Origin of the sequence: Kribbella sp. NPDC048928 (assembly GCF_043197975.1) — a bacterium.
In the GTDB taxonomy this organism is placed as follows: domain Bacteria; phylum Actinomycetota; class Actinomycetes; order Propionibacteriales; family Kribbellaceae; genus Kribbella.
The window spans coordinates 66051-84264 of sequence record NZ_JBICUC010000006.1 but is presented as its reverse complement, the minus strand read 5'-3'; the positions used below and the strand labels follow the sequence as shown (position 1 = coordinate 84264).

Annotated in this window: 20 protein-coding genes; 13 read left to right on the top strand and 7 right to left on the bottom strand. The window is 69.3% G+C overall.

Annotated elements, in window-relative coordinates; genetic code table 11:
- Positions 1-80 precede the first annotated feature (80 nt).
- Genes zwf through ACGFI6_RS25645 form a run of 3 tightly spaced genes read left to right on the top strand, consistent with a single transcriptional unit; the run spans position 81 to position 3981 of the window.
- Positions 81-1568, top strand: coding sequence for a glucose-6-phosphate dehydrogenase (gene zwf / locus ACGFI6_RS25655; protein WP_393122687.1), 1488 nt, complete (start codon positions 81-83; stop codon positions 1566-1568).
- 2 nt (positions 1569-1570) lie between these two features.
- Positions 1571-2341: a precorrin-6A synthase (deacetylating) gene (gene cobF / locus ACGFI6_RS25650; protein WP_393122685.1), complete on the top strand. Its 771-nt coding sequence runs from the start codon at positions 1571-1573 to the stop codon at positions 2339-2341.
- A 56-nt stretch (positions 2342-2397) separates the two neighbouring features.
- The gene (locus ACGFI6_RS25645; protein ID WP_393122683.1) at positions 2398-3981 is read left to right on the top strand and encodes a carboxylesterase/lipase family protein; all 1584 of its coding nucleotides are present in this window, start codon (positions 2398-2400) and stop codon (positions 3979-3981) included.
- On the opposite strand, the gene ACGFI6_RS25640 is transcribed toward ACGFI6_RS25645, so the two are convergent.
- Positions 3935-4573, bottom strand: coding sequence for a TMEM175 family protein (locus tag ACGFI6_RS25640; protein ID WP_393122681.1), 639 nt, complete (start codon positions 4571-4573; stop codon positions 3935-3937). The two genes, ACGFI6_RS25645 and ACGFI6_RS25640, sit on opposite strands and share 47 nt — an antisense overlap.
- Positions 4574-4667: 94 nt before the next feature.
- The gene (locus ACGFI6_RS25635) at positions 4668-5150 is read right to left on the bottom strand and encodes a MarR family winged helix-turn-helix transcriptional regulator (RefSeq protein WP_393122679.1); all 483 of its coding nucleotides are present in this window, start codon (positions 5148-5150) and stop codon (positions 4668-4670) included.
- 168 nt (positions 5151-5318) lie between these two features.
- Here ACGFI6_RS25635 and ACGFI6_RS25630 point away from each other — a divergent pair, with 168 nt between their 5' ends.
- The 9 genes from ACGFI6_RS25630 to ACGFI6_RS25590 all read left to right on the top strand — a co-directional run bounded on the left by ACGFI6_RS25630 (position 5319) and on the right by ACGFI6_RS25590 (position 14137).
- A complete protein-coding gene (locus tag ACGFI6_RS25630; RefSeq protein WP_393122677.1) occupies positions 5319-6488 on the top strand; it encodes an MFS transporter in 1170 nt (389 codons plus the stop codon).
- A gap of 10 nt (positions 6489-6498) precedes the next feature.
- Positions 6499-7611: a precorrin-3B synthase gene (locus ACGFI6_RS25625; protein WP_393122675.1), complete on the top strand. Its 1113-nt coding sequence runs from the start codon at positions 6499-6501 to the stop codon at positions 7609-7611.
- Positions 7608-8237: a precorrin-8X methylmutase gene (locus ACGFI6_RS25620; protein WP_393122673.1), complete on the top strand. Its 630-nt coding sequence runs from the start codon at positions 7608-7610 to the stop codon at positions 8235-8237. The genes ACGFI6_RS25625 and ACGFI6_RS25620 overlap by 4 nt, the downstream gene beginning before the upstream one ends.
- Positions 8237-9784, top strand: a complete 1548-nt coding sequence (locus tag ACGFI6_RS25615; RefSeq protein WP_393122671.1) for a precorrin-2 C(20)-methyltransferase — start codon at positions 8237-8239, stop codon at positions 9782-9784. The genes ACGFI6_RS25620 and ACGFI6_RS25615 overlap by 1 nt, the downstream gene beginning before the upstream one ends.
- Before the next feature lie 80 nt (positions 9785-9864).
- A complete protein-coding gene (locus ACGFI6_RS25610) occupies positions 9865-10560 on the top strand; it encodes a hypothetical protein (RefSeq protein ID WP_393122669.1) in 696 nt (231 codons plus the stop codon).
- 112 nt (positions 10561-10672) lie between these two features.
- Entirely contained in the window at positions 10673-11869 is a 1197-nt protein-coding gene (locus ACGFI6_RS25605) for a N(5)-(carboxyethyl)ornithine synthase (RefSeq protein WP_393122667.1), read from the top strand.
- Positions 11870-11873: 4 nt separating this feature from the next.
- Complete coding sequence (locus ACGFI6_RS25600; RefSeq protein WP_393122666.1) at positions 11874-12548, top strand: SDR family NAD(P)-dependent oxidoreductase; 675 nt, start codon at positions 11874-11876, stop codon at positions 12546-12548.
- A 10-nt stretch (positions 12549-12558) separates the two neighbouring features.
- Entirely contained in the window at positions 12559-13041 is a 483-nt protein-coding gene (locus ACGFI6_RS25595) for a 2,4'-dihydroxyacetophenone dioxygenase family protein (RefSeq protein WP_393122664.1), read from the top strand.
- 43 nt (positions 13042-13084) lie between these two features.
- Complete coding sequence (locus ACGFI6_RS25590) at positions 13085-14137, top strand: NAD(P)-binding domain-containing protein (RefSeq protein ID WP_393122663.1); 1053 nt, start codon at positions 13085-13087, stop codon at positions 14135-14137.
- On the opposite strand, the gene ACGFI6_RS25585 is transcribed toward ACGFI6_RS25590, so the two are convergent.
- From ACGFI6_RS25585 to ACGFI6_RS25565, 5 genes are all read right to left on the bottom strand, one after another.
- Positions 14118-15320, bottom strand: coding sequence for an MFS transporter (locus tag ACGFI6_RS25585; protein WP_393122661.1), 1203 nt, complete (start codon positions 15318-15320; stop codon positions 14118-14120). The genes ACGFI6_RS25590 and ACGFI6_RS25585 overlap by 20 nt on opposite strands.
- Positions 15321-15375: 55 nt before the next feature.
- Positions 15376-16431, bottom strand: a complete 1056-nt coding sequence (locus tag ACGFI6_RS25580) for a DUF5937 family protein (protein ID WP_393122659.1) — start codon at positions 16429-16431, stop codon at positions 15376-15378.
- Positions 16432-16905: a GyrI-like domain-containing protein gene (locus tag ACGFI6_RS25575; protein WP_393122657.1), complete on the bottom strand. Its 474-nt coding sequence runs from the start codon at positions 16903-16905 to the stop codon at positions 16432-16434.
- 87 nt (positions 16906-16992) lie between these two features.
- A complete protein-coding gene (locus ACGFI6_RS25570) occupies positions 16993-17202 on the bottom strand; it encodes a hypothetical protein (RefSeq protein ID WP_393122655.1) in 210 nt (69 codons plus the stop codon).
- 106 nt (positions 17203-17308) lie between these two features.
- On the bottom strand, positions 17309-17677 hold the full coding sequence (locus tag ACGFI6_RS25565; protein ID WP_393122653.1) for a cupin domain-containing protein: 369 nt from the start codon (positions 17675-17677) through the stop codon (positions 17309-17311).
- A 61-nt stretch (positions 17678-17738) separates the two neighbouring features.
- Between ACGFI6_RS25565 and ACGFI6_RS25560 the strand changes: the two genes are divergently transcribed.
- On the top strand, positions 17739-18203 hold the full coding sequence (locus ACGFI6_RS25560; RefSeq protein ID WP_393122651.1) for a MarR family winged helix-turn-helix transcriptional regulator: 465 nt from the start codon (positions 17739-17741) through the stop codon (positions 18201-18203).
- Positions 18204-18214 lie beyond the last annotated feature (11 nt).

Below are 18214 nucleotides of genomic sequence, written 5' to 3'. Positions count from 1 at the left end.
TCATCAGCCTGATGCCTGCCTGTCACCGGCGCGCCCTAGACTGCCGGGTGTGTTTGCAGCGGCGTCCTCGGGAGGACCGAATGCCTGACCGTACCCAGACCATCGCGTATCCGGCTCCCGGATCGCGGCCGTCGCGGCGGGATCCGGAGCCGTTGGCGCCGCACGTGATCGTGCTGTTCGGCGCGACCGGCGACCTCGCCAAGCGCAAGCTGCTGCCCGGCCTGGCGTACCTGCAGCAGTCCAAGTTCGCGCCGGACGTCCGGATCATCGGGACCGCGACCGAGGACCTCAGCTGCGACGAGTTCCGGGACCGCGCGCGGCAGGCGATCGAGAAGTTCGGCACCCACAAGATGACCGACGAGCAGTGGGCCCAGTTCGCCGACCGGATCGAGTACGTACCGGTGACCGCCGGCCCGGAGGCGCTCGCGGCCGCGGTGAAGGCGGCGGAGGAACTGCTCGGCCCGGACGCCCGGCGGCTGCACTACCTGTCGGTGCCCCCGAAGGCAGCGCAGGCGGTGATCGCAATGCTCCGCGACGCCGGTCTGGTGGAGCGCGCGCGGGTCGTGATGGAGAAGCCGTTCGGCGACGACCTGGCCAGCGCCATCGAGCTGAACGACTTCGTCCACGAGACCTTCCACGAGTCGCAGATCTTCCGGATCGACCACTTCCTCGGCAAGGAAGCGGCGCTGAACATCCTCGCGTTCCGGTTCGCGAACGGGCTGTTCGAGCCGATCTGGAACCGGAACTTCATCGACCACGTGCAGATCGACATCCCCGAATCGCTCGGCCTGGACCAGCGCGCCACGTTCTACGAGCCGACCGGTGCGTTCAAGGACATGGTCGTCACGCACCTGATGCAGGTGATGTCGTTCGTCGCGATGGAGCCGCCGACGGCCCTGGAGCCGCGGGCGATCTCGGAGGAGAAGAACAAGGTCTTCCGGTCGATGCTGCCGCTCGATCCGGCCTGCGTGGTCCGCGGCCAGTACTCCGGGTACCGGCACGAGGACGGCGTCGCGCCGGACTCCGACACCGAGACGTTCATCGCGCTGAAGGTCGAGATCGACAACTGGCGCTGGGCCGGCGTGCCGTTCTTCCTGCGCACCGGCAAGAAGATGGCCGAGGGCCAGCGGATCATCTCGATCGCCTTCAAGGAGGCGCCGAAGACGATGTTCCCGGCCGGCTCCGGCGTCGGGTCCGAAGGCCCGGACCATCTGACGTTCGACCTGGCCGACTCGTCGCGGGTGTCGCTGTCGTTCTACGGCAAGCGTCCCGGCCCCGGTATGCGGCTGGAGAAGCTGTCGATGCAGTTCTCCACCCAGGAGACGGCGGGGGCGGCCGACGTGCTGGAGGCGTACGAACGGCTGATCCTGGACGCGATGCGCGGGGACCATACGCTGTTCACCACCGCAGAGGGCATCGAGTCGCTCTGGGACCGGTCCGCGCCGCTGCTCGACGACCCGCCGCCGGCCAAGCCGTACCAGCCCGGCACCTGGGGGCCGAACGCGATCCACCAGCTGATCGCGCCGCGCGCCTGGCGCCTGCCGTTCGAGCGGGAGTGGCGGGAGTAGGCATGCGGGAGATTCTGGTCATCGGTGCCGGTGCGGGTGACCCGGAGCAGGTGACGATGCAGGCCGTGTCGGCGCTGAACCGGGCCGACGTGTTCTTCGTGCTCGACAAGGGTGAGGTCAAGCAGGAGCTGGTCGACCTGCGGTCGGAGATCCTCCGGCGGTACGCGACCTGCAAGCAGTACCGGGTCGTCGTCGGCCGCGATCCGGAACGGGACCGGACCACGTCGGAGTACGTCGAGGCTGTCGACGACTGGCGCCGCCGCCGCGCCGACGTGTGCGCGGCGATGATCGCTGACGAGCTCGGCGAGGACGAGGTCGGCGCGTTCCTGGTCTGGGGCGATCCGTCGCTGTACGACAGCACGCTGGCGATCCTCGACGACATCCTGGCGCGCGGCGAGCTGACGTTCGCCGTCGAGGTGATCCCCGGGATCAGCAGCGTCTCGACCCTCGCCGCCCGGCACCGCGTCGGCCTGAACCAGGTCGGCAAGCCGATCCAGATCACCACCGGCCGCCGGCTCGCGCAACAGTGGCCGGACGGCGTGGACGACGTCGTCGTGATGCTCGACGCCCACACCGCTTTCACCGAACACCTCGGCACCGACGCCGACATCTACTGGGGCGCCTACCTCGGCACCCCCGACGAGCTACTGGTCTCCGGTCCACTCCACGAGGTCGCGGCGGAGATCGAGAAGGTCCGCGCCGAGGCCCGCGATCGCAAGGGCTGGATCATGGACACCTACCTCCTGCGGCGGACGAGTAGACCAAAGTCTTAGTCGGATTGGTCTCCCGACCGAAGTCGGCGCGGCGTCGTCTGCACGAGGCTTTCGGTATGAAGAGAATCTTGGCGATGATGGCGGCCGCAGTGGTGCCGGCCGGACTGCTGGTGGGTTTCGCGGGGCCTGGGCAGGCCGCCCAGCCGGCCGCGCCGCAACCGGACGTCGTACGGACCGACAAAGGGCTCGTGGCGAGCCGAACCGTTGGCGATGCACTGGTGTACGACGGGATCCCGTACGCCGCTCCCCCGGTCGGCGCGCTGCGCTGGAAGGCGCCGCAGCCGGCGAAGGCCTGGACGGACGTACGACCGTCGAAGGCCGGCAGTGTGTGCCCACAGCAACCAAACTCCGAGGCGCCGAAGGGATCCTCGATCGAGGACTGCCTCTACCTGAACGTGACCACGCCCGCGAAGAAGTCGGCGAAGCCGCGCGCCGTGGTGGTCTGGGTGCCGGGCGGCGGGTTCTTCTCCGGCGCCGGCAGCAGCTACGAGGCGTCGAAGTTCGCGAACCGCGGCGACGTGGTCGTTGTCACGGTCAACTACCGGCTCGGCATCTACGGCTTCTTCGGCTACCCGGGCCTGCCGGGCTCCGGAACGTTCGGGCTGCAGGACCAGCAGGCCGCACTGCGTTGGGTGCAGCGCAACGCCCGGGCGTTCGGTGGGGACCCGCGGAACGTCACGCTCGCCGGTGAGTCGGCCGGCGGCATGAGTACGTGTGCGCAGCTGACGTCCCCGACCTCGACCGGCCTGTTCGCGAAGGCGGTCATGCAGAGCGGCACGTGCGGGTTCAACTGGGCGGACAACAGCCAGTATCCGGGCCAGGCTGCCGACTCGATGTTCATCCCGGTCAGCCGGGTCGAGGCCAACGGCAAGGAGTGGGCCGCCGGCAAGACGGCGGAGCTCGGCTGCAAGCCCGGTCAGGCGATGCTCGACTGCCTGCGTGGCGCGAAGACCGAGGTCCTGTACGAGGACGTCCAGCAGTTCATCCAGCCCGGGTACGGCGGATCGGCGACGCTCCCGTTCAGCCCGGCGAAGGCGATGAAGGCCGGACTGTTCCACCGGGTGCCGATGATCTCCGGCAACAACCACGACGAGGGGAACGCGTGGCTGGGAGCCTTCGGCGAGATCAAGGACTACCCCGGCCTGGTCAGGAACATGGTCGGCGCTTCGAAGGCTGCACAGGTGCTGAAGCAGTACCCGCAGTCGCGCTACGAGTCGCCCGCCGCGGCGTGGGGTGCTGTGACCACGGACCGGATCTGGTCGTGCAACCAGGTGGCAACCGACCAACAGGCCGCGAACAGGGTGCCGGTGTACGCGTACGAGTTCGCGGACAAGCACTCGCCGATCTCAGGGGGCAACGGGGCCGCGCACGCCACGGAGCTGCCGTTCCTGTTCCGGCTCGGCGGTTTCGACTACCCGCTCTCGCCCGCCCAGCAGCAGCTGTCGAACCAGATGATCGACTACTGGACGGCGTTCGCCCGGACCGGCAACCCGAACGGACCGGACCGTCCGCACTGGTCGCCGACCGGCGCACGGACGATCAACGGCCTGTCACTGGACTCGGCGGACGGGAGCGGCGTCAAGCCGGTCAACCTCAGCTCTGAGCACCAGTGCGGGTTCTGGGCTCGTCTGGGTGTTTGAGGCGCCAGACCCGCATCGTGACCGACGACAGCAGTAGCAGGAACATCGAGTAGAAGCCGACCCCCGGCACGAGCGACGCCAGCAGGAAGGCCACCAGGGTCAGCCCGGTCAGCGAGAAGGAGCCGATCAGCTCCCGGTTGCTGACCGGGTTGTCCGGGTTCTCGATCTCCTGGTGCCCGTGGATCATCCAGGCGAGCGCGGACTGACAGAGGCTGAGCACCAGAATCGTGCCGATGTACAGCCCGGCCATGAACCTGCCGCTCTGGAACGCGCCGATGATCTCGGTCGGGAACGGCAGGAAGACGATCACGAGCAGCCAGAGCAGATTGAGCCGCAGCATGGCCGAGGTGTAGGCGCGGACGTGTTCGAAGAGCCGGTGATGACCCAGCCAGAAGTTGGCGATCACCACGAAGCTGAGCAGGAACGTGGAGATCTGCTGCCAGTGCTCGCTGATCACACTGTGCGCGCTGCCGCCCTCTGCCGCGACATCCGGCACCAGCTCGACCAGTGGCAGCACCAGCAGGGTGATGGCGATCGCCACGACCGCATCCGTGAAGAGCACCAACCGGTCGGGATCTCTCGTCCTACTCACGGCCGACAACAGTAGCTGTACTCCGGAGCAGACTGGGGACAAGAGGGCCACAACGAGCACAGCGCTGGCCCTGGGAACTGGGAGTGAATCCTGTTCAGCGCGTGCGCTGGCGGGAGCGGCGGACGGGCTGGGCGGTGACCGCGGTAGCGAGCGGACCCTCGACGAGCGTGGTGACGGCCTCGATGAACGGCTCCCGGAGCGGTCCGGCGAGGGCGGCCAAGGCCTCGGCGTGCAACCGGTCGACGATCCGCTGCCCCTCGGCGGCGATTCGGGCGCCGGAGTCGGTGACCGCGATGATCCGGGCGCGGCGGTCGGTGGCCGACGGCCGGCGTTCGGCGTAGCCGGCCTTCTCGAGGGCGTCGACGGTGACCACCATGGTGGTCTTGTCCATGTAGGACAGTTCGGCGATCTGGATCTGCGTACGCTCCGCCTCGAGCGCGTGCCGCAGGACGCACTGCATCCGCAGCGTCAGCCCGATCTCCGCCAGCGCCGCGGACAGTTGCGTCTCCAGGACGTGGCCGGCGTGCGTCAGGTAGCCGCTGAGGTCGGGGACGGTGCGTTCCGGGGGTTGCGCCATACCTCCGAGGGTAACGCGCGACTATCTGCCCCGGGATGATCCCGAGCCGGATCATCCCTGGTCTCGTGCGCGGCCCGCGGTCGCGGGAAAACGACAGGTTGACGGCGTGGAACCGCGGTGGCGTGAAACCGCGAGCCCGCGAGGGCGGCAGCCGGTTGCCTGGAGAACATGACAACGCAGACGGCAACCCGGCCTTCGACCCGGCAGTGGTACGGCGTGGGTGCGGTGACGCTCGGGATCTTCGTGATCGCCACCACCGAGATCCTCCCGATCGGCCTGCTCACCCCGATCGGCGCGGACTTCGCGCTCACGCCCGGTCGCACCGGCTGGCTGATGACGATGCCCGGCCTGGTCGCGGCGGTCGCCGCCCCGGTCGTCACGCTCGTCACCGCCCGGCTGGACCGGCGCCTGATGCTGTGCAGCCTGATGATCCTGCTGGCGGCGGCCGGCTTCATCGCGGCCGCGGCGCCGGCGTTCTGGCTCGAACTGGTCGCGCGCTTCCTCGTCGGGCTCACGCTCGGTGCCTTCTGGTCGATCGGCGCGAGTCTCGCCGGACGACTCGTCCCCGGTCCTCGGTCGACCCGGGCGACGGCCGTCATCTTCTCCGCAGTCCCGCTCGGCTCGGTGCTCGGCGTACCCGCTGGCACGTTCCTCGGCGAGCTGGCTGGTTGGCGTACGTCGTTCGCTGCACTCGGCGTACTCGCACTGATCGCCCTGGCAGCACTGCGCACCACAGTGCCCCCACTGCCGCCGGTACAGGTCACCCGCGCCGCCGTACTCGGGAAGGCTCTGCGCAGCAGCCCGATGGCGCTGGTCGTCACCTGCCTGATCGTCACGGCCCATTTCGCGACCTACACGTACATCACCCCGTTCTTGCGTGAAGTGGTGCGGCCAGAGCTGATTGGGCTGTTCCTGCTCGTGTACGGAGCCGCAGGTCTCGTCGGCAACGCCATCGCGGGCACCTACGCGCCACGCAGGCTCACGACCACCTTCATGGCCTGTGCCGCCTTGATCGCCACGGCGACGCTGCTGATGCCGGTGCTCGGTCGCAGTTCGGCTGGAGCTCTGCTGCTGCTCGTGGTCTGGGGACTCGGGTACGGCGGCGTACCGGTCTGCTCCATGAGCATGTTCGCCCGGTCCGTCCCGGAGTCGCGGGAGGCGGCAACTGTTTGGTTCACGTCCTCGTTCCAGGCGGTCCTGTCGACGGGCGCACTGCTGGGTGGCCTCGTGGTGGACAAGTGGTCCGTGTCGGTGGTGATGGTTGCCGGTGGTGCCTGCGCGCTGCTCACGGTCGGAGTACTGCTGTGGTCCAGAACACAGGAGGTTTCGGGGACGTAGCATCACGCCTGTGGCGAGGACCGAAGTCGACCGGTGCCCTGGTGTGCTGGCAGTGCACCAGGCGGCTGACGGAGGTCTCGCACGAGTACGGCTGCCCGGCGGGCGCCTGACCGCGGCGCAACTCGACGTACTGCGACTCGCTGCCACCGAACTGGGCGACGGGCGCCTGGAGCTCACCTCGCGCGGCAACGTGCAGCTCCGCGGGCTGGACGCTGACGGACCGCAGGACCTGTCGGACCGGCTCTTCGCCGCTGGACTGCTGCCCTCCCTCGCTCATGAGCGCGTACGGAACATCCTGGCGTCACCGCTGTCCGGTCTGGACCAGGAGTCGCGGTACGACGTGATGCCGGTGGTTGCTGCACTTGATCAGGCGCTGTGCGAACACCCTGCCCTGGCAGGCCTTCCTGGGCGGTTCCTGTTCGCACTCGACGACGGCCGCGGCGATCTGGCAGACCTGCGAGCCGATGTGACCGTACGCGCGCTGGACGACCGCACTGGTCTGCTGAGCCTCGGCGACCGCGGTGTGCCCGTGGAGTGGGCTCGAGTGCCCGCACTGATGGTTGCTGCGGCCGCTGCGTTCCTGCTGGTGCGTGACCAGGAGTGGCGGATCGCTGAGGTGCCCGACGGCGCGGAGCGCATCCTTGAGGAACTGGGGCTGCAGGCAACTGAGCCGCTGCCTGCTGAGAGCACACGGGTTGTGGCTGGTGGACACGGGACTGCACTGGTCGCCACGGTGCCGCTGGGCAGTCTGACGCAGGAGCAGGCTGCTGTCCTTGCACAGGTAGCGCCCGAGGTACGCATCACTCCCTGGCGGTCCGTTGTGGTGCCTGCAGTTGCGCGTGGGCTCGAGGAGGTCGGGTTGGTGACCACATCTGGCTCGCGCTGGGAGGGCGTAACCGCCTGTGCCGGTCAGCCGGGCTGTGCAAAGGCGCTGGCCGACGTACGGGCAGACGCCACGCGGCTGGTGGCCGACGCGGCGGGTGATGGGCTGCCTCGGGTGTTCGGGCGTGGGCGGCGGGTGCACTGGTCGGGTTGTGAGCGACGGTGCGGGAAACCGGCCGGGTCGTACGTGGATGTGCTTGCTGTCGGTGACGGTTACCAGGTGGACGGGGAACGAGTGTGAGCTACGAGTACGAGCGTGATGGCTCGGAGATCTACCGGCGGTCGTTCGCCACGATCCGCGCCGAGGCAGCACTCGACGGCCTGCCGGCAGACGTGTCACAGGTCGCCGTACGGATGATTCACGCCTGCGGGATGACCGACCTGGTCTCGGACCTGGCGTGGTCGCCTAATGTCGTGAAGAACGCCCGCGCCGCGCTCCAGGGCGGCGCACCGGTGCTGTGCGACGCGCAGATGGTCGCGGCCGGCATCACCCGGCGGCGCCTGCCTGCGGACAACGAGGTCATCTGTACGCTGCAGGACCCGCGGACGGTCGAGCTGGCTCAGCACCTGCAGACCACGCGAAGCGCTGCCGCCGTGGACCTTTGGGCGGATCATCTGGACGGCGCGGTCGTTGCTATCGGCAACGCTCCGACCACACTGTTCAGGTTGCTGGAGGTGCTCGCGGGAGGCGGTCCGCGGCCGGCGGCGGTGCTTGGTATTCCGGTCGGGTTCATCGGCGCGGCCGAGTCCAAGGAGGCGCTGGCGGCGAACGAGCTCGGGCTGGAGTACCTGGTGGTCCGAGGACGACGAGGCGGCAGCGCGATCACCGCGGCGGCCGTCAACGCAATCGCAAGCGAGGCAGAGTGATGGGTACGAAGTCAGAGCCGACCGGACGGTTGTGGGGGGTCGGCCTGGGGCCGGGCGATCCTGAGCTTGTCACCGTGAAGGCGGCGCGGCTGATCGGGGCCGCGGACGTGATCGCGTTCCACAGCGCGCGGCACGGGCGCAGCATCGCCCGCTCGGTCGCCGCGCCGTATCTGACCGAAGGCCAGCTCGAGGAGCACCTGGTCTACCCGCTCACCACCGAGACCACCGACCACCCCGGCGGCTACCAGGGCGCGATGGACGACTTCTACGCCGACTGCGCCGCCCGCCTGGCCGCGCACCTCGACGCCGGCCGGAACGTCGTCGTCCTCGCGGAGGGCGACCCGCTCTTCTACGGCTCGTACATGCACATGCACAAGCGTCTCGCCGACCGCTACCCGTGCGAGGTCGTCCCCGGCGTGACGTCGGTCAGCGCTGCGGCCGCCGTCCTCGGGCGCCCGCTCTGCGAACGCGACGAGATCCTCACCGTTCTCCCCGGCACTCTCCCACCGGACGTACTCGCGGACCGCCTGCGCTCCACCGACGCTGCCGCGGTCATGAAGCTCGGCCGTACGTTCGCCGGCGTCCGCGAGGCGTTCGAGCTCGCCGGGCGCGCCGACGAGGCGTGGTACGTCGAGCGCGCAACCACCGACGCCCAGCGCACGGCCCCGCTCAACGAGGTCGACCCGGACGACGTCCCGTACTTCTCCCTGGCGCTCCTCCCAAGCCCCATCAACAACACGTTCGCTCCCCCGGCCTCCAGGCGGACCGCGTCCGACGGCTCGGTCACCGTGGTGGGCCTCGGCCCGGCCGGACCGGAGTGGATGACCCCCGAGGTACGTGCCGCGATCGCGGGTGCCGACGACGTCATCGGGTACACCACGTACGTCGACCGGCTGCCTGACCGCGCCCGCCAGCGCAAACACGGCTCAGACAACCGCGTCGAGTCCGAGCGGGCCGCGTTCGCGCTGGATCTGGCCCGCAAGGGCTCCAGCGTCGTCGTGGTCTCCTCGGGCGACCCGGGCGTCTTCGCCATGGCCAGTGCGGTCACAGAGGTTGCGGCGGAGCCGGAGTACGCCGATATCGCCGTACAGGTGCTGCCTGGGATGACAGCCGCGCAGGCGGTCGCCAGCCGGGTCGGGGCGCCGCTGGGGCACGACTACTGCGTCCTGTCGCTCTCGGACCGGTTGAAGCCGTGGGAGGTGATCGCCGAGCGCCTGACCGCGGCTGCGCGGGCTGACCTGGCCATTGCGATCTACAACCCCGCCTCCAAGTCCCGTACATGGCAGGTGGCCGCGACCCGTGACCTGCTGCTCGAACACCGTTCCCCCCGTACGCCGGTCGTGGTCGGACGTGATGTCGGCGGCCCGGAGGAGGCGGTCACCGTGACAACTCTGGCCGAACTCGACCCGCAAACGGTTGACATGCGGTGCCTGCTGCTGGTCGGCTCGTCACAGACCCGTACTGTGCCCCGCCCGGCCGGCCCGCTGGTCTTCACTCCGCGCCGCTACCCGGCAACGGTCAGTGAAGACACCCCAGGAGTCGGTTAAGTCCGCTGTCTGCTTGTGTCGGGCGCCGCGTGGACGGGTAGGGACCGCCCCGGAAGCCGATCTGTGAGGAGCCAGCGGACATGAGTCAGCAGTACCCCGGCGACACCGCCACGATCACCCACCCCGCCGGCGACGCCAGCACCCAGCGGTACGAGGAAGCACGCGCGGCGGCGAGCCTGGCGATGAACTCGATCGCCGTCAACCCGGACGAGCCGCTGCGGACCCCACCGGCGACCAGCGAGCAGCCTGCGGTCGACACCGAACTGCTCTCGTACCGCGGGTTCAAGTTCGGTGCGGCGTTCTTCGGCTGGCTGATCGCCATCTCGATGTCCGTGCTGCTGATGGCCGCCGTGGCCGGGGCCGCCCTCGGGACCGCGGAGGTCCTCGACTACACCACCTCCGACGCTAAGGCGCAGCCCGGCGCCGCCTCGATCACCGCGGCCGCCGTCACGATCTTCATGCTCACCCTGGCCTTCTACACCGGTGGGTACGTCGCGGGCCGCCTGGCACGCTTCGACGGCGGCCGGCAGGGCTTCGGCGTGTGGATGATCGCCCTGCTCGTCGCAGTACTCGCCGGCGGTCTCGGCTGGTTCCTGGACAGCCAGTACGGCCTGGTCGACAACCTCAACCGCCCAGATGTCGCCCTCACCGACAACACGCTCCTGCTCGGCAGCGCCGCCGCAGCCGCCGCCTTGCTGATCCTCACCCTGGTCGCCGCAATAGTCGGCGGCAAGTCCGGCCGCCGCTACCACGACCGCATCGACCAACTCCTCTGACTCACCGTCGCACTGGTGTCCTACCGGGTACCCGGTAGTTACGCGGGCTTGTCCGGCTGAGGGGGCCGTGTGGGTTGCTGTGCTAGAACAGGCGGTAACCAAAGGGGCCTTCGTGGACCAGCTAACCCTCGGCGTCATCGGCCGTTCCCGCAAAGAGAACGAGCATCGGCTGCCGATCCATCCGCACCACTTCGAACGCATCGACGAGGAGCTGCGGCGGCGCATCTTCCTCGAGGCAGGGTACGGCGAGCGGTTCGGGATCTCCGACGAGCAGCTGGCGAAGTCGGTGGCCGGCGTCGTCGGCCGGGACGAACTGATCGCCACCACCGACGTCGTGGTGCTGCCCAAGCCGCAGCACGAAGACCTTGCCCAGCTCCGGACCGGGCAGGTGCTCTGGGGCTGGCCGCACTGCGTCCAGGACGAGCAGCTCACGCAGCTCGCGATCGACCGCCGACTCACGCTGATCGCGTTCGAGGCGATGAACCACTGGACCTCCGACGGCCGGTTCAGTCTGCACGTCTTCCACAAGAACAACGAGCTCGCCGGGTACTGCTCCGTGCTGCAGGCACTCGAGTTGATCGGCTCGACCGGCGACTACGGACGCCGGCTGCGGGCGGTGGTGATCGGGTTCGGCGCAACCGCACGCGGCGCCGTCACCGCGCTGAACGCGCACGGCGTGCACGACGTCGACGTCCTCACCGGCCGTGACGTGGCTGCCGTCGGCTCACCGATCCACTCGGCGCGGATGGTCCAGTACGACCAGGACGAGGTCGAGCCCGGCGCCGCCTTCGACCCCCGCCGCAGCCACGCGCTGACCGACGACGGCCGGGTGCCGCTGGCCGGGTTCCTGGCCGAGCACGACATCATCGTGAACTGCGTGCTGCAGGACCCGGACGCGCCACTCACCTTCCTGATCGAGGAGGACCTGGCGCTGCTCGAGCCGGGCAGCCTGATCATCGACGTCTCCTGCGACCTCGGCATGGGGTTCAGCTGGGCGCGGCCGACCGGGTTCGACGATCCGACGTTCGTGGTCGGGGACAACGTCACGTACTACGGCGTCGACCACAGCCCGTCGTACCTGTGGAACTCGGCGACCTGGGAGATCAGCGAGGCGCTGCTGCCGTTCCTGCCCGCGGTGCTGCAGGGCCCGGAGGCCTGGCACGCCGACGCCACTCTCAGCCGGGCGATCGAGATCGAGGCCGGCGCCATCCGCAATCCCGGCATCCTGTCCTTCCAGAACCGTTCCCCCGAGCATCCCTACCCCCGGCTCGCCGACCCGGGCGCCGGCTCCGCGCGACCGGCAGACTAGTTGCATGACCGCTACCGCACTCGTTGTCGGGGGTACCAGTGGGATCGGGGCGGCTGCGGCGCGGCGCCTTACCGCGGACGGGATGCACGTGGTCGCGGCCGGTCTGGGCGCCGGCCCGTCCGGCGTCGAGCTCGATCTGCGGGCGGCGGGCTCGGTCGAGGAGTTGATCGGGTCGCTCGAGCGTCTCGACGTACTCGTGAACGCCGCGGGCATCATCCGGCGCGGAGACGAGCATCGGCCCGAGGTGTTCCGCGAGGTCGTGGAGATCAACCTGACCGGCGCGCTGCGAGCGGCCGAGGCCGCGCACGATCTGCTCGCGGTGCGCGGTGGCTGCATCGTCAACGTGGCCTCGATGCTGAGCTTCTTCGGCGGGCCGCTGGTGCCGGCGTACAGCGCGTCCAAGGGCGGGATCGTCCAGCTGACCAAGTCGCTCGCGGTCGCGTGGGCCACCGACGGCATCCGGGTGAACGCGGTCGCGCCCGGGTGGATCAGCACCGACCTGACGACCGCCCTGCAGTCCGACCCGGTCGCGTCCGGCCGGATCTTGTCGCGTACGCCGATGGCCCGCTGGGGTACGCCCGACGAGGTCGCCGGCGTGATCGCGTTCCTGACCGGTGCGGACGCGGGATTCGTGACCGGCGCCGTCGTCCCCGTCGACGGCGGCTACCAGAGCATGTGAGGAGAACCTGATGATCCCGGTATCCGCAGGTGTCCCGGCGGAGATCGCCGTCCAGGCCGTGCCCGACGACGACCGGCTCTGGGTGCCGCAGGCCCCCGGCGTGTGGTTCCGGCCGCTGATGCTGAACACGGTCACCGGCCAGTGGTGCAACCTGCTCAAGGTCACCCGGGCCGGCATCGTCTCGCGGCACCGGCACCCGAGCGCCGTCTTCGGCTACGTGATCAAGGGCAAGTGGCAGTACGACGAGCACGGCTGGGTCGCCGACACCGGCTCGTTCGTGTACGAGCCACCCGGCGAGATCCACACCCTGCGGGTCCCGGAGGACTGCACCGAGATGATCACGTTCTTCAACATCTCCGGCGCGATGATCTACGTCGACGACGCCGGCAACCAGACCGGCTACGAGGACACCTTCACCAAGATCCAGCTCTGCCGCGAACACTACGCATCCAACGGCCTCGGCGCCGACTACGTGGACCAGCTCATCCGCTGAGCCGGCCGGGAAGATGTAGTGCTTCGCCGACGTTGGTGCTGATGTGCTCGAGGTAGCGGTGGTCGGGGCGGGGCAGGCGGGGTTGTCGGCGGCGTATCACCTGTTGCGGCTCGGATTCGCGCCGTACGACGAGTTGGTGGTGCTGGACCGCAATGCCGAACCAGGTGGTGCGTGGCAGCACCGGTGGGACTCGTTGACGATGCACGACGTGCACGGGATCGCGAACCTGCCCGGCGTACCAGTGCCGTCGAGTGCCGGTGCGGAGCGGGCCAACGAGTTCGTTCCGGCGTACTTCTCCGAGTACGAGAAGCGCTTCGAGCTTCCCGTCGTACGACCTGTTGCGGTTGAGAGCGTGCGGGAGGCCGACGGCGGGTTCGAGCTGGACACGTCCGCTGGGAGGTACTTCGCTGCCGCACTGGTCAACGCGACGGGGACATGGGACCGGCCGTTCATCCCGTGGTATCCGGGCATCGAGAGGTTCCAGGGACGGCAGCTGCACACCGCTGACTACCGTGGCGCTCCTGAGCTGTCCGGACAGCACGTGCTGGTTGTCGGCGGGGGCGCTTCCGCCGTACAGCTGCTGGCTGAAGTCTCCGCGGTCGCGACGACGACCTGGGTCACGCGGCGTCCGCCTGAGTGGCGCACCGGTGACGACTTCACACCGGAGTACGGGCGTCAGGTCGTAGCCCGGGTCGAGGAGCGCGTCCGAGCCGGTCTGCCACCACGCAGCGTCGTCAGCGTGACCGGCCTGCACCTGCGGCCACAGGAGCAGGCTGCTTGGGATCGTGGCGTCTACACGCGCCTGCCGATGTTCTCGCGGATCACGCCGCACGGTGTGGACTGGGCGGACGGCAGCCACCAGGACGTCGACACCATCCTGTGGGCGACCGGCTTCCGCGCCGACCTCGCTCACCTGGCCCCGCTGCACCTCCGTGAGGCCTCAGGCGGCATCCGGATGGACGGCACCGCGACCGTCGCCGACGCGCGCATCCACCTGGTCGGGTACGGGCCGTCGGCCAGCACCATCGGCGCCAACCGGGCGGGCTTCACGGCCGCCCGCGCGCTGCGGAACCTCCTCAGACCTGTGGCTGCATAACGAGCTCCGGCTCCTGGACCACGACCGGTACGAACAGGCCGGCCACCAAGAAGAGACCTGCTGTCAGCAACCAGCCGGGCCAGCCCCAAGACACCGCGACCGTCGTGACAAGCAGAGGCGCGACCAGATCACCCACCTGATGCCCCATCGCGTACGCACCCTGGTACTGCCCTTGTGCACCAGGCGGCGCCAGCTCGAAGCTGATGCCCCACCCGCCGGCGGACTGCAGCATTTCACCCAGTACGTGCGCGAGGGCCGCCGCAATCAGCAGGCCGATCGTCACGACGCCTGAGGTCACGTCGGTCAGGGCCAGGCCGACGCAGGTGATCGCCAGCAACACACCGGCCTTCCGACCGGCCCGAGCCGCGCCGGACAGGTTCTCGGTGCCGCGGGAGATCCGGACCTGCAGCAGGATCACCGCGACCGAGTTAAGCACCAGGAGCACCGAGATCATCCACCGTGGCGCGTCCGTCCTCGTCGCGATCCACAGCGGGACGCCGACCTGTAACAGTGCGGGATGCATGCTCAGCACACCGTCCAGCCCAACGAACACCAGGAACCGCCGGTCGCGGAACGCAGTCAGTCCTGACGGCCCCGACTTCGCGGGCACCTTCGCGACGGCCGGCATTCCGAACCGCACCACTGCGGCCGCCACCATGTACGTCAGAGCGTTCGCGAGCAGTGCGGCGACGTACACCTCCCGACGGTCGATCGTCAGCACCACACCGGCGGCCGCAGTACCCACCGCGATGCCGATGTTGGTCACGACCCGGAGGAGCGCACGCGTACGTACCCGCTGATCGGACGGCGCAACGCCTGCGATCAGCGCACCCTTCGCACCACGCTGTCCCGAGTCGGCGACGGCAGTCACCGCGGCCACCACCACGTACCACTCGAACGATCGCACCTGGGTCAGAGAGGTCATCGTGACGGCCTGCAGCAGCAGGAACCCGACGTACGCCCGTTTGGGACCCAGCCGGTCGGCGACGACGCCCAGGGGTGTGCTGACGATCAGACCGACCAGTGCCGCGATCGTCAGCCCTGCACCGACATGCGCGACGGACAGGCCGACGGCGCGGGTCAGGTACAGCGCACCGACGGCTACGTAGACACCGTTGCCCAGGGTGTTGATCAGGGTTGCGGCAATGAGCCGTCGAACGGCAGGAGTGAAGTGTTCGGTCACAGCTGCTCATCCAACGACCTGCCGGCCGGGCCGGCCGTTCGACTGCGCAGATCCGTCAGCGCATGATCAGCGTCAGCAGGTCGGCGCCTAGGGTGGTGAGCACGTCGTTGTCGAGGCGGTACGCCACGAAGCGGCCCTCGCGCTCGGCCGTCACCAGCCCGGCTCGCGTCAGCGCGCGCAGGTGGCGGGTGACCTGGGTCGGGTGCAGGCCCCAGAGCGCGGCGATCTCTCCCGCGGTCCGCGGCTCGCTGGCCACTGCCCGGCAGACCTGCAGGCGGTCCGGTGACGCCAGCGCGTCCAGCCGGGCACGAATCAGCTGTGCACTCGGTACGTCGGCCACCCGGCCAGCGGACGGGTAGATGATCGTGATCGGCTCGCCCGGCACCTCACCCACGAACAGGTGCGGGGCGATGTAGTTGCTCGGGACAAGCAACAGCGAGCGTGTGCTGACGTCGATCCGCTTGCTCTGCACCTTCTGCACCACGACGCTGTCGGCATCTCGTACGGCGACGGAGCCGTCCAGCGAGCGCAGCATGGCGCTGACACCATCACGTACTGCCAGGTCGCGGTCCTGTCGGCCACGAGCGGCCAGTGCGTCGCGTGACTCCGCCCAGACGTCGCTGAACCACTCCCGCCAGCAGGAGTCCAGCAGGTCCGCGAAACGACGTACGGGATCAGCGGGGTCGGTCAGCAACGACTCGACGAGCGCTGCGGTGGACCGGCCGCGGCTGCGAGCCCAGTGGAGTACCGCGGTGGTGTCGGTGGTGCGGCTGCTCAACGGTCGGCCACGGAGCGGGCGTACGAGCTCCGCGGCCACGTCCTCCGGCGGACGCTTACGGAGCGCCGTGAGCTCCTCGTCCCACGACGGCATACCTGTCGCGGTGGAGGTCGCGAAGAAGCGGGCCCGGACCGCGCGCACGGTCCAGCTCCACTGTGCGAGCTCCTCACGGAGCTCCGCCGACAGCGGCACTGCGGCCGCCCAGTCAGTGCGGTCGTGGTGCGCAGGCTCGGCCAGCACGTGCAGGGCTGAACCGAGCTCGATCAGCGGTGAAGCAACATGGCGGATCCGGTCAGGATCGAGCTGGCCAACACCTGCGAGAACAGTTGGCACTCAGTCCTTCAGTTTGAACTGGAGGTCGGTGACCCAGTCGTTCGGGTCGGGGACCTCGCGGGGATTCGAGTGGTAGATCTCCAGGCGCGCGGCCCAGCGGTCGCCCTCGGCGTCCCAGACCAGGCCCTGCTCGTCGGCCCAGGCCAGCAGGTCGCGGGTAGCGTCGACCAGGCTTGCGGGATGACCGTGGTGCGTGACGGTCGCATAGCGGCCCGCGGGAAGGACGCCGGTGACGATCTCCCCCTCGCCGGAGCGCAGGTCGTCGACCGGGAACCCGATCTCGAGCGTCAGCTCCGACTCCATGTCGACCACGTCGTACTTGAAGAACGGCGCGTCGTTCGGCGCGATCTCCTTGGCGGCCAGCCAGTCGACGACCTCGCGCATCCGGTCCGCGAACGCGCTGATCCCGTCCATCCGCACCTTGCCCCGCAGAGCGACGTACGGCCGCTCCTCCAACTCCACGATCTCCGGCATCGACGATCCCTCCTCGCTGAACAGCTCGCAGGAATCAACCTAATGCCGGAGATCGCACCGGTCAGCAACCGGGCACGGTGCGCCCGCTCAGGTGACGCGCGTGCCGTCCGGGTCCGCGGAGGTGACCCGGGTGCCGTCCGGGTCGACCGACGTGACCCGGGTGCCGTTCGGATCGACCACAGTGACGCGGGTGCCGTCCGGATCGGCCGGCGGGTCGGCCTGCGCAACCGTGCCGCCGACGGTGATCGCGCTCGCCAGCACTCCGACTCCCGCGGCGAGGATCTGCCGTACTCTCATGGATTCCCTCCCGATCGCAGTGCCCGCTGTCGTCCAGCGGGTCACCAGCGACGATAGGAACGGCCCATCCACACCGCACTCGTTTCGATCAGAATCGAAGGACCGGCTACTGGGCCCAGGGCGGCTGCACCGTGGTGCCGTCGGCCATGAAGCCGGTGAACCCCGCGGCGACGGCGACGATCAGCTCCGCCGTGTCCTCGCCGAGGTTGGCCAGTGCGATCGGCTCCCCGGCCGGTACGACGAGGGCGTCGCCCGGGCCGAGCTTCTCCTCGCCGACCTGCACCGTGCCGGTCAGCACCATGAATACCTCGTCGCGGTCCAGCGTGTGCGGCGCGTCGCCGCCGTGACCGACGTCGACGGTGAGCCGCCACGTGCACAGCCCGGCCGAACCCCGGCTCGGCGCCGCATACCCGGTGAACCCGACGCCGCCCGGCAACTGGAACTGCGGTGCCTCGGCCGCTCGAATGACGTGCATCGTTCCCCCAACCATTTAGACAAGTTAGCTTGACCAAGCCAGCTTGACTATCATGACCTCCATGACGCGATCGGGCAAGCCGGACATCGGCATCCTTCTGCTCCTGGCCGATCAGGAGTTCGTCCGCGAACTGCGCGAGCACGTGACCGCCCAGGGGTTCGACGACCAGGGCCGTTCGGACGGCTTCGTGTTCCGGACGCTGAACGACGGCCCGACCACGATCAGCCGGCTCGCCGAGCGGCTGGAGATCAGCAAGCAGGGCGCGGGTCAGATCGTCGACGACATGGAGCGCCGCGGGTACGTCGAACGCCGCCCGGACCCGAGCGACGCCCGCGCCCGCCTGCTGCACTTGACCGAGCGCGGGCAGGCGGCATTGTCCGCGGCCCGCCGCTTCCACCAGGCGTACGAGCGCCGGCTCCGCGGCCGCCTCGGCGACGAGGCCGTCGATGCGCTGCGCGACGTCCTCACCGAGATGGCCGGCGAAGCCCAGATCAGCACGCCGCACTTCCGCGCACTGATGTTCTGACCAGTACGGGG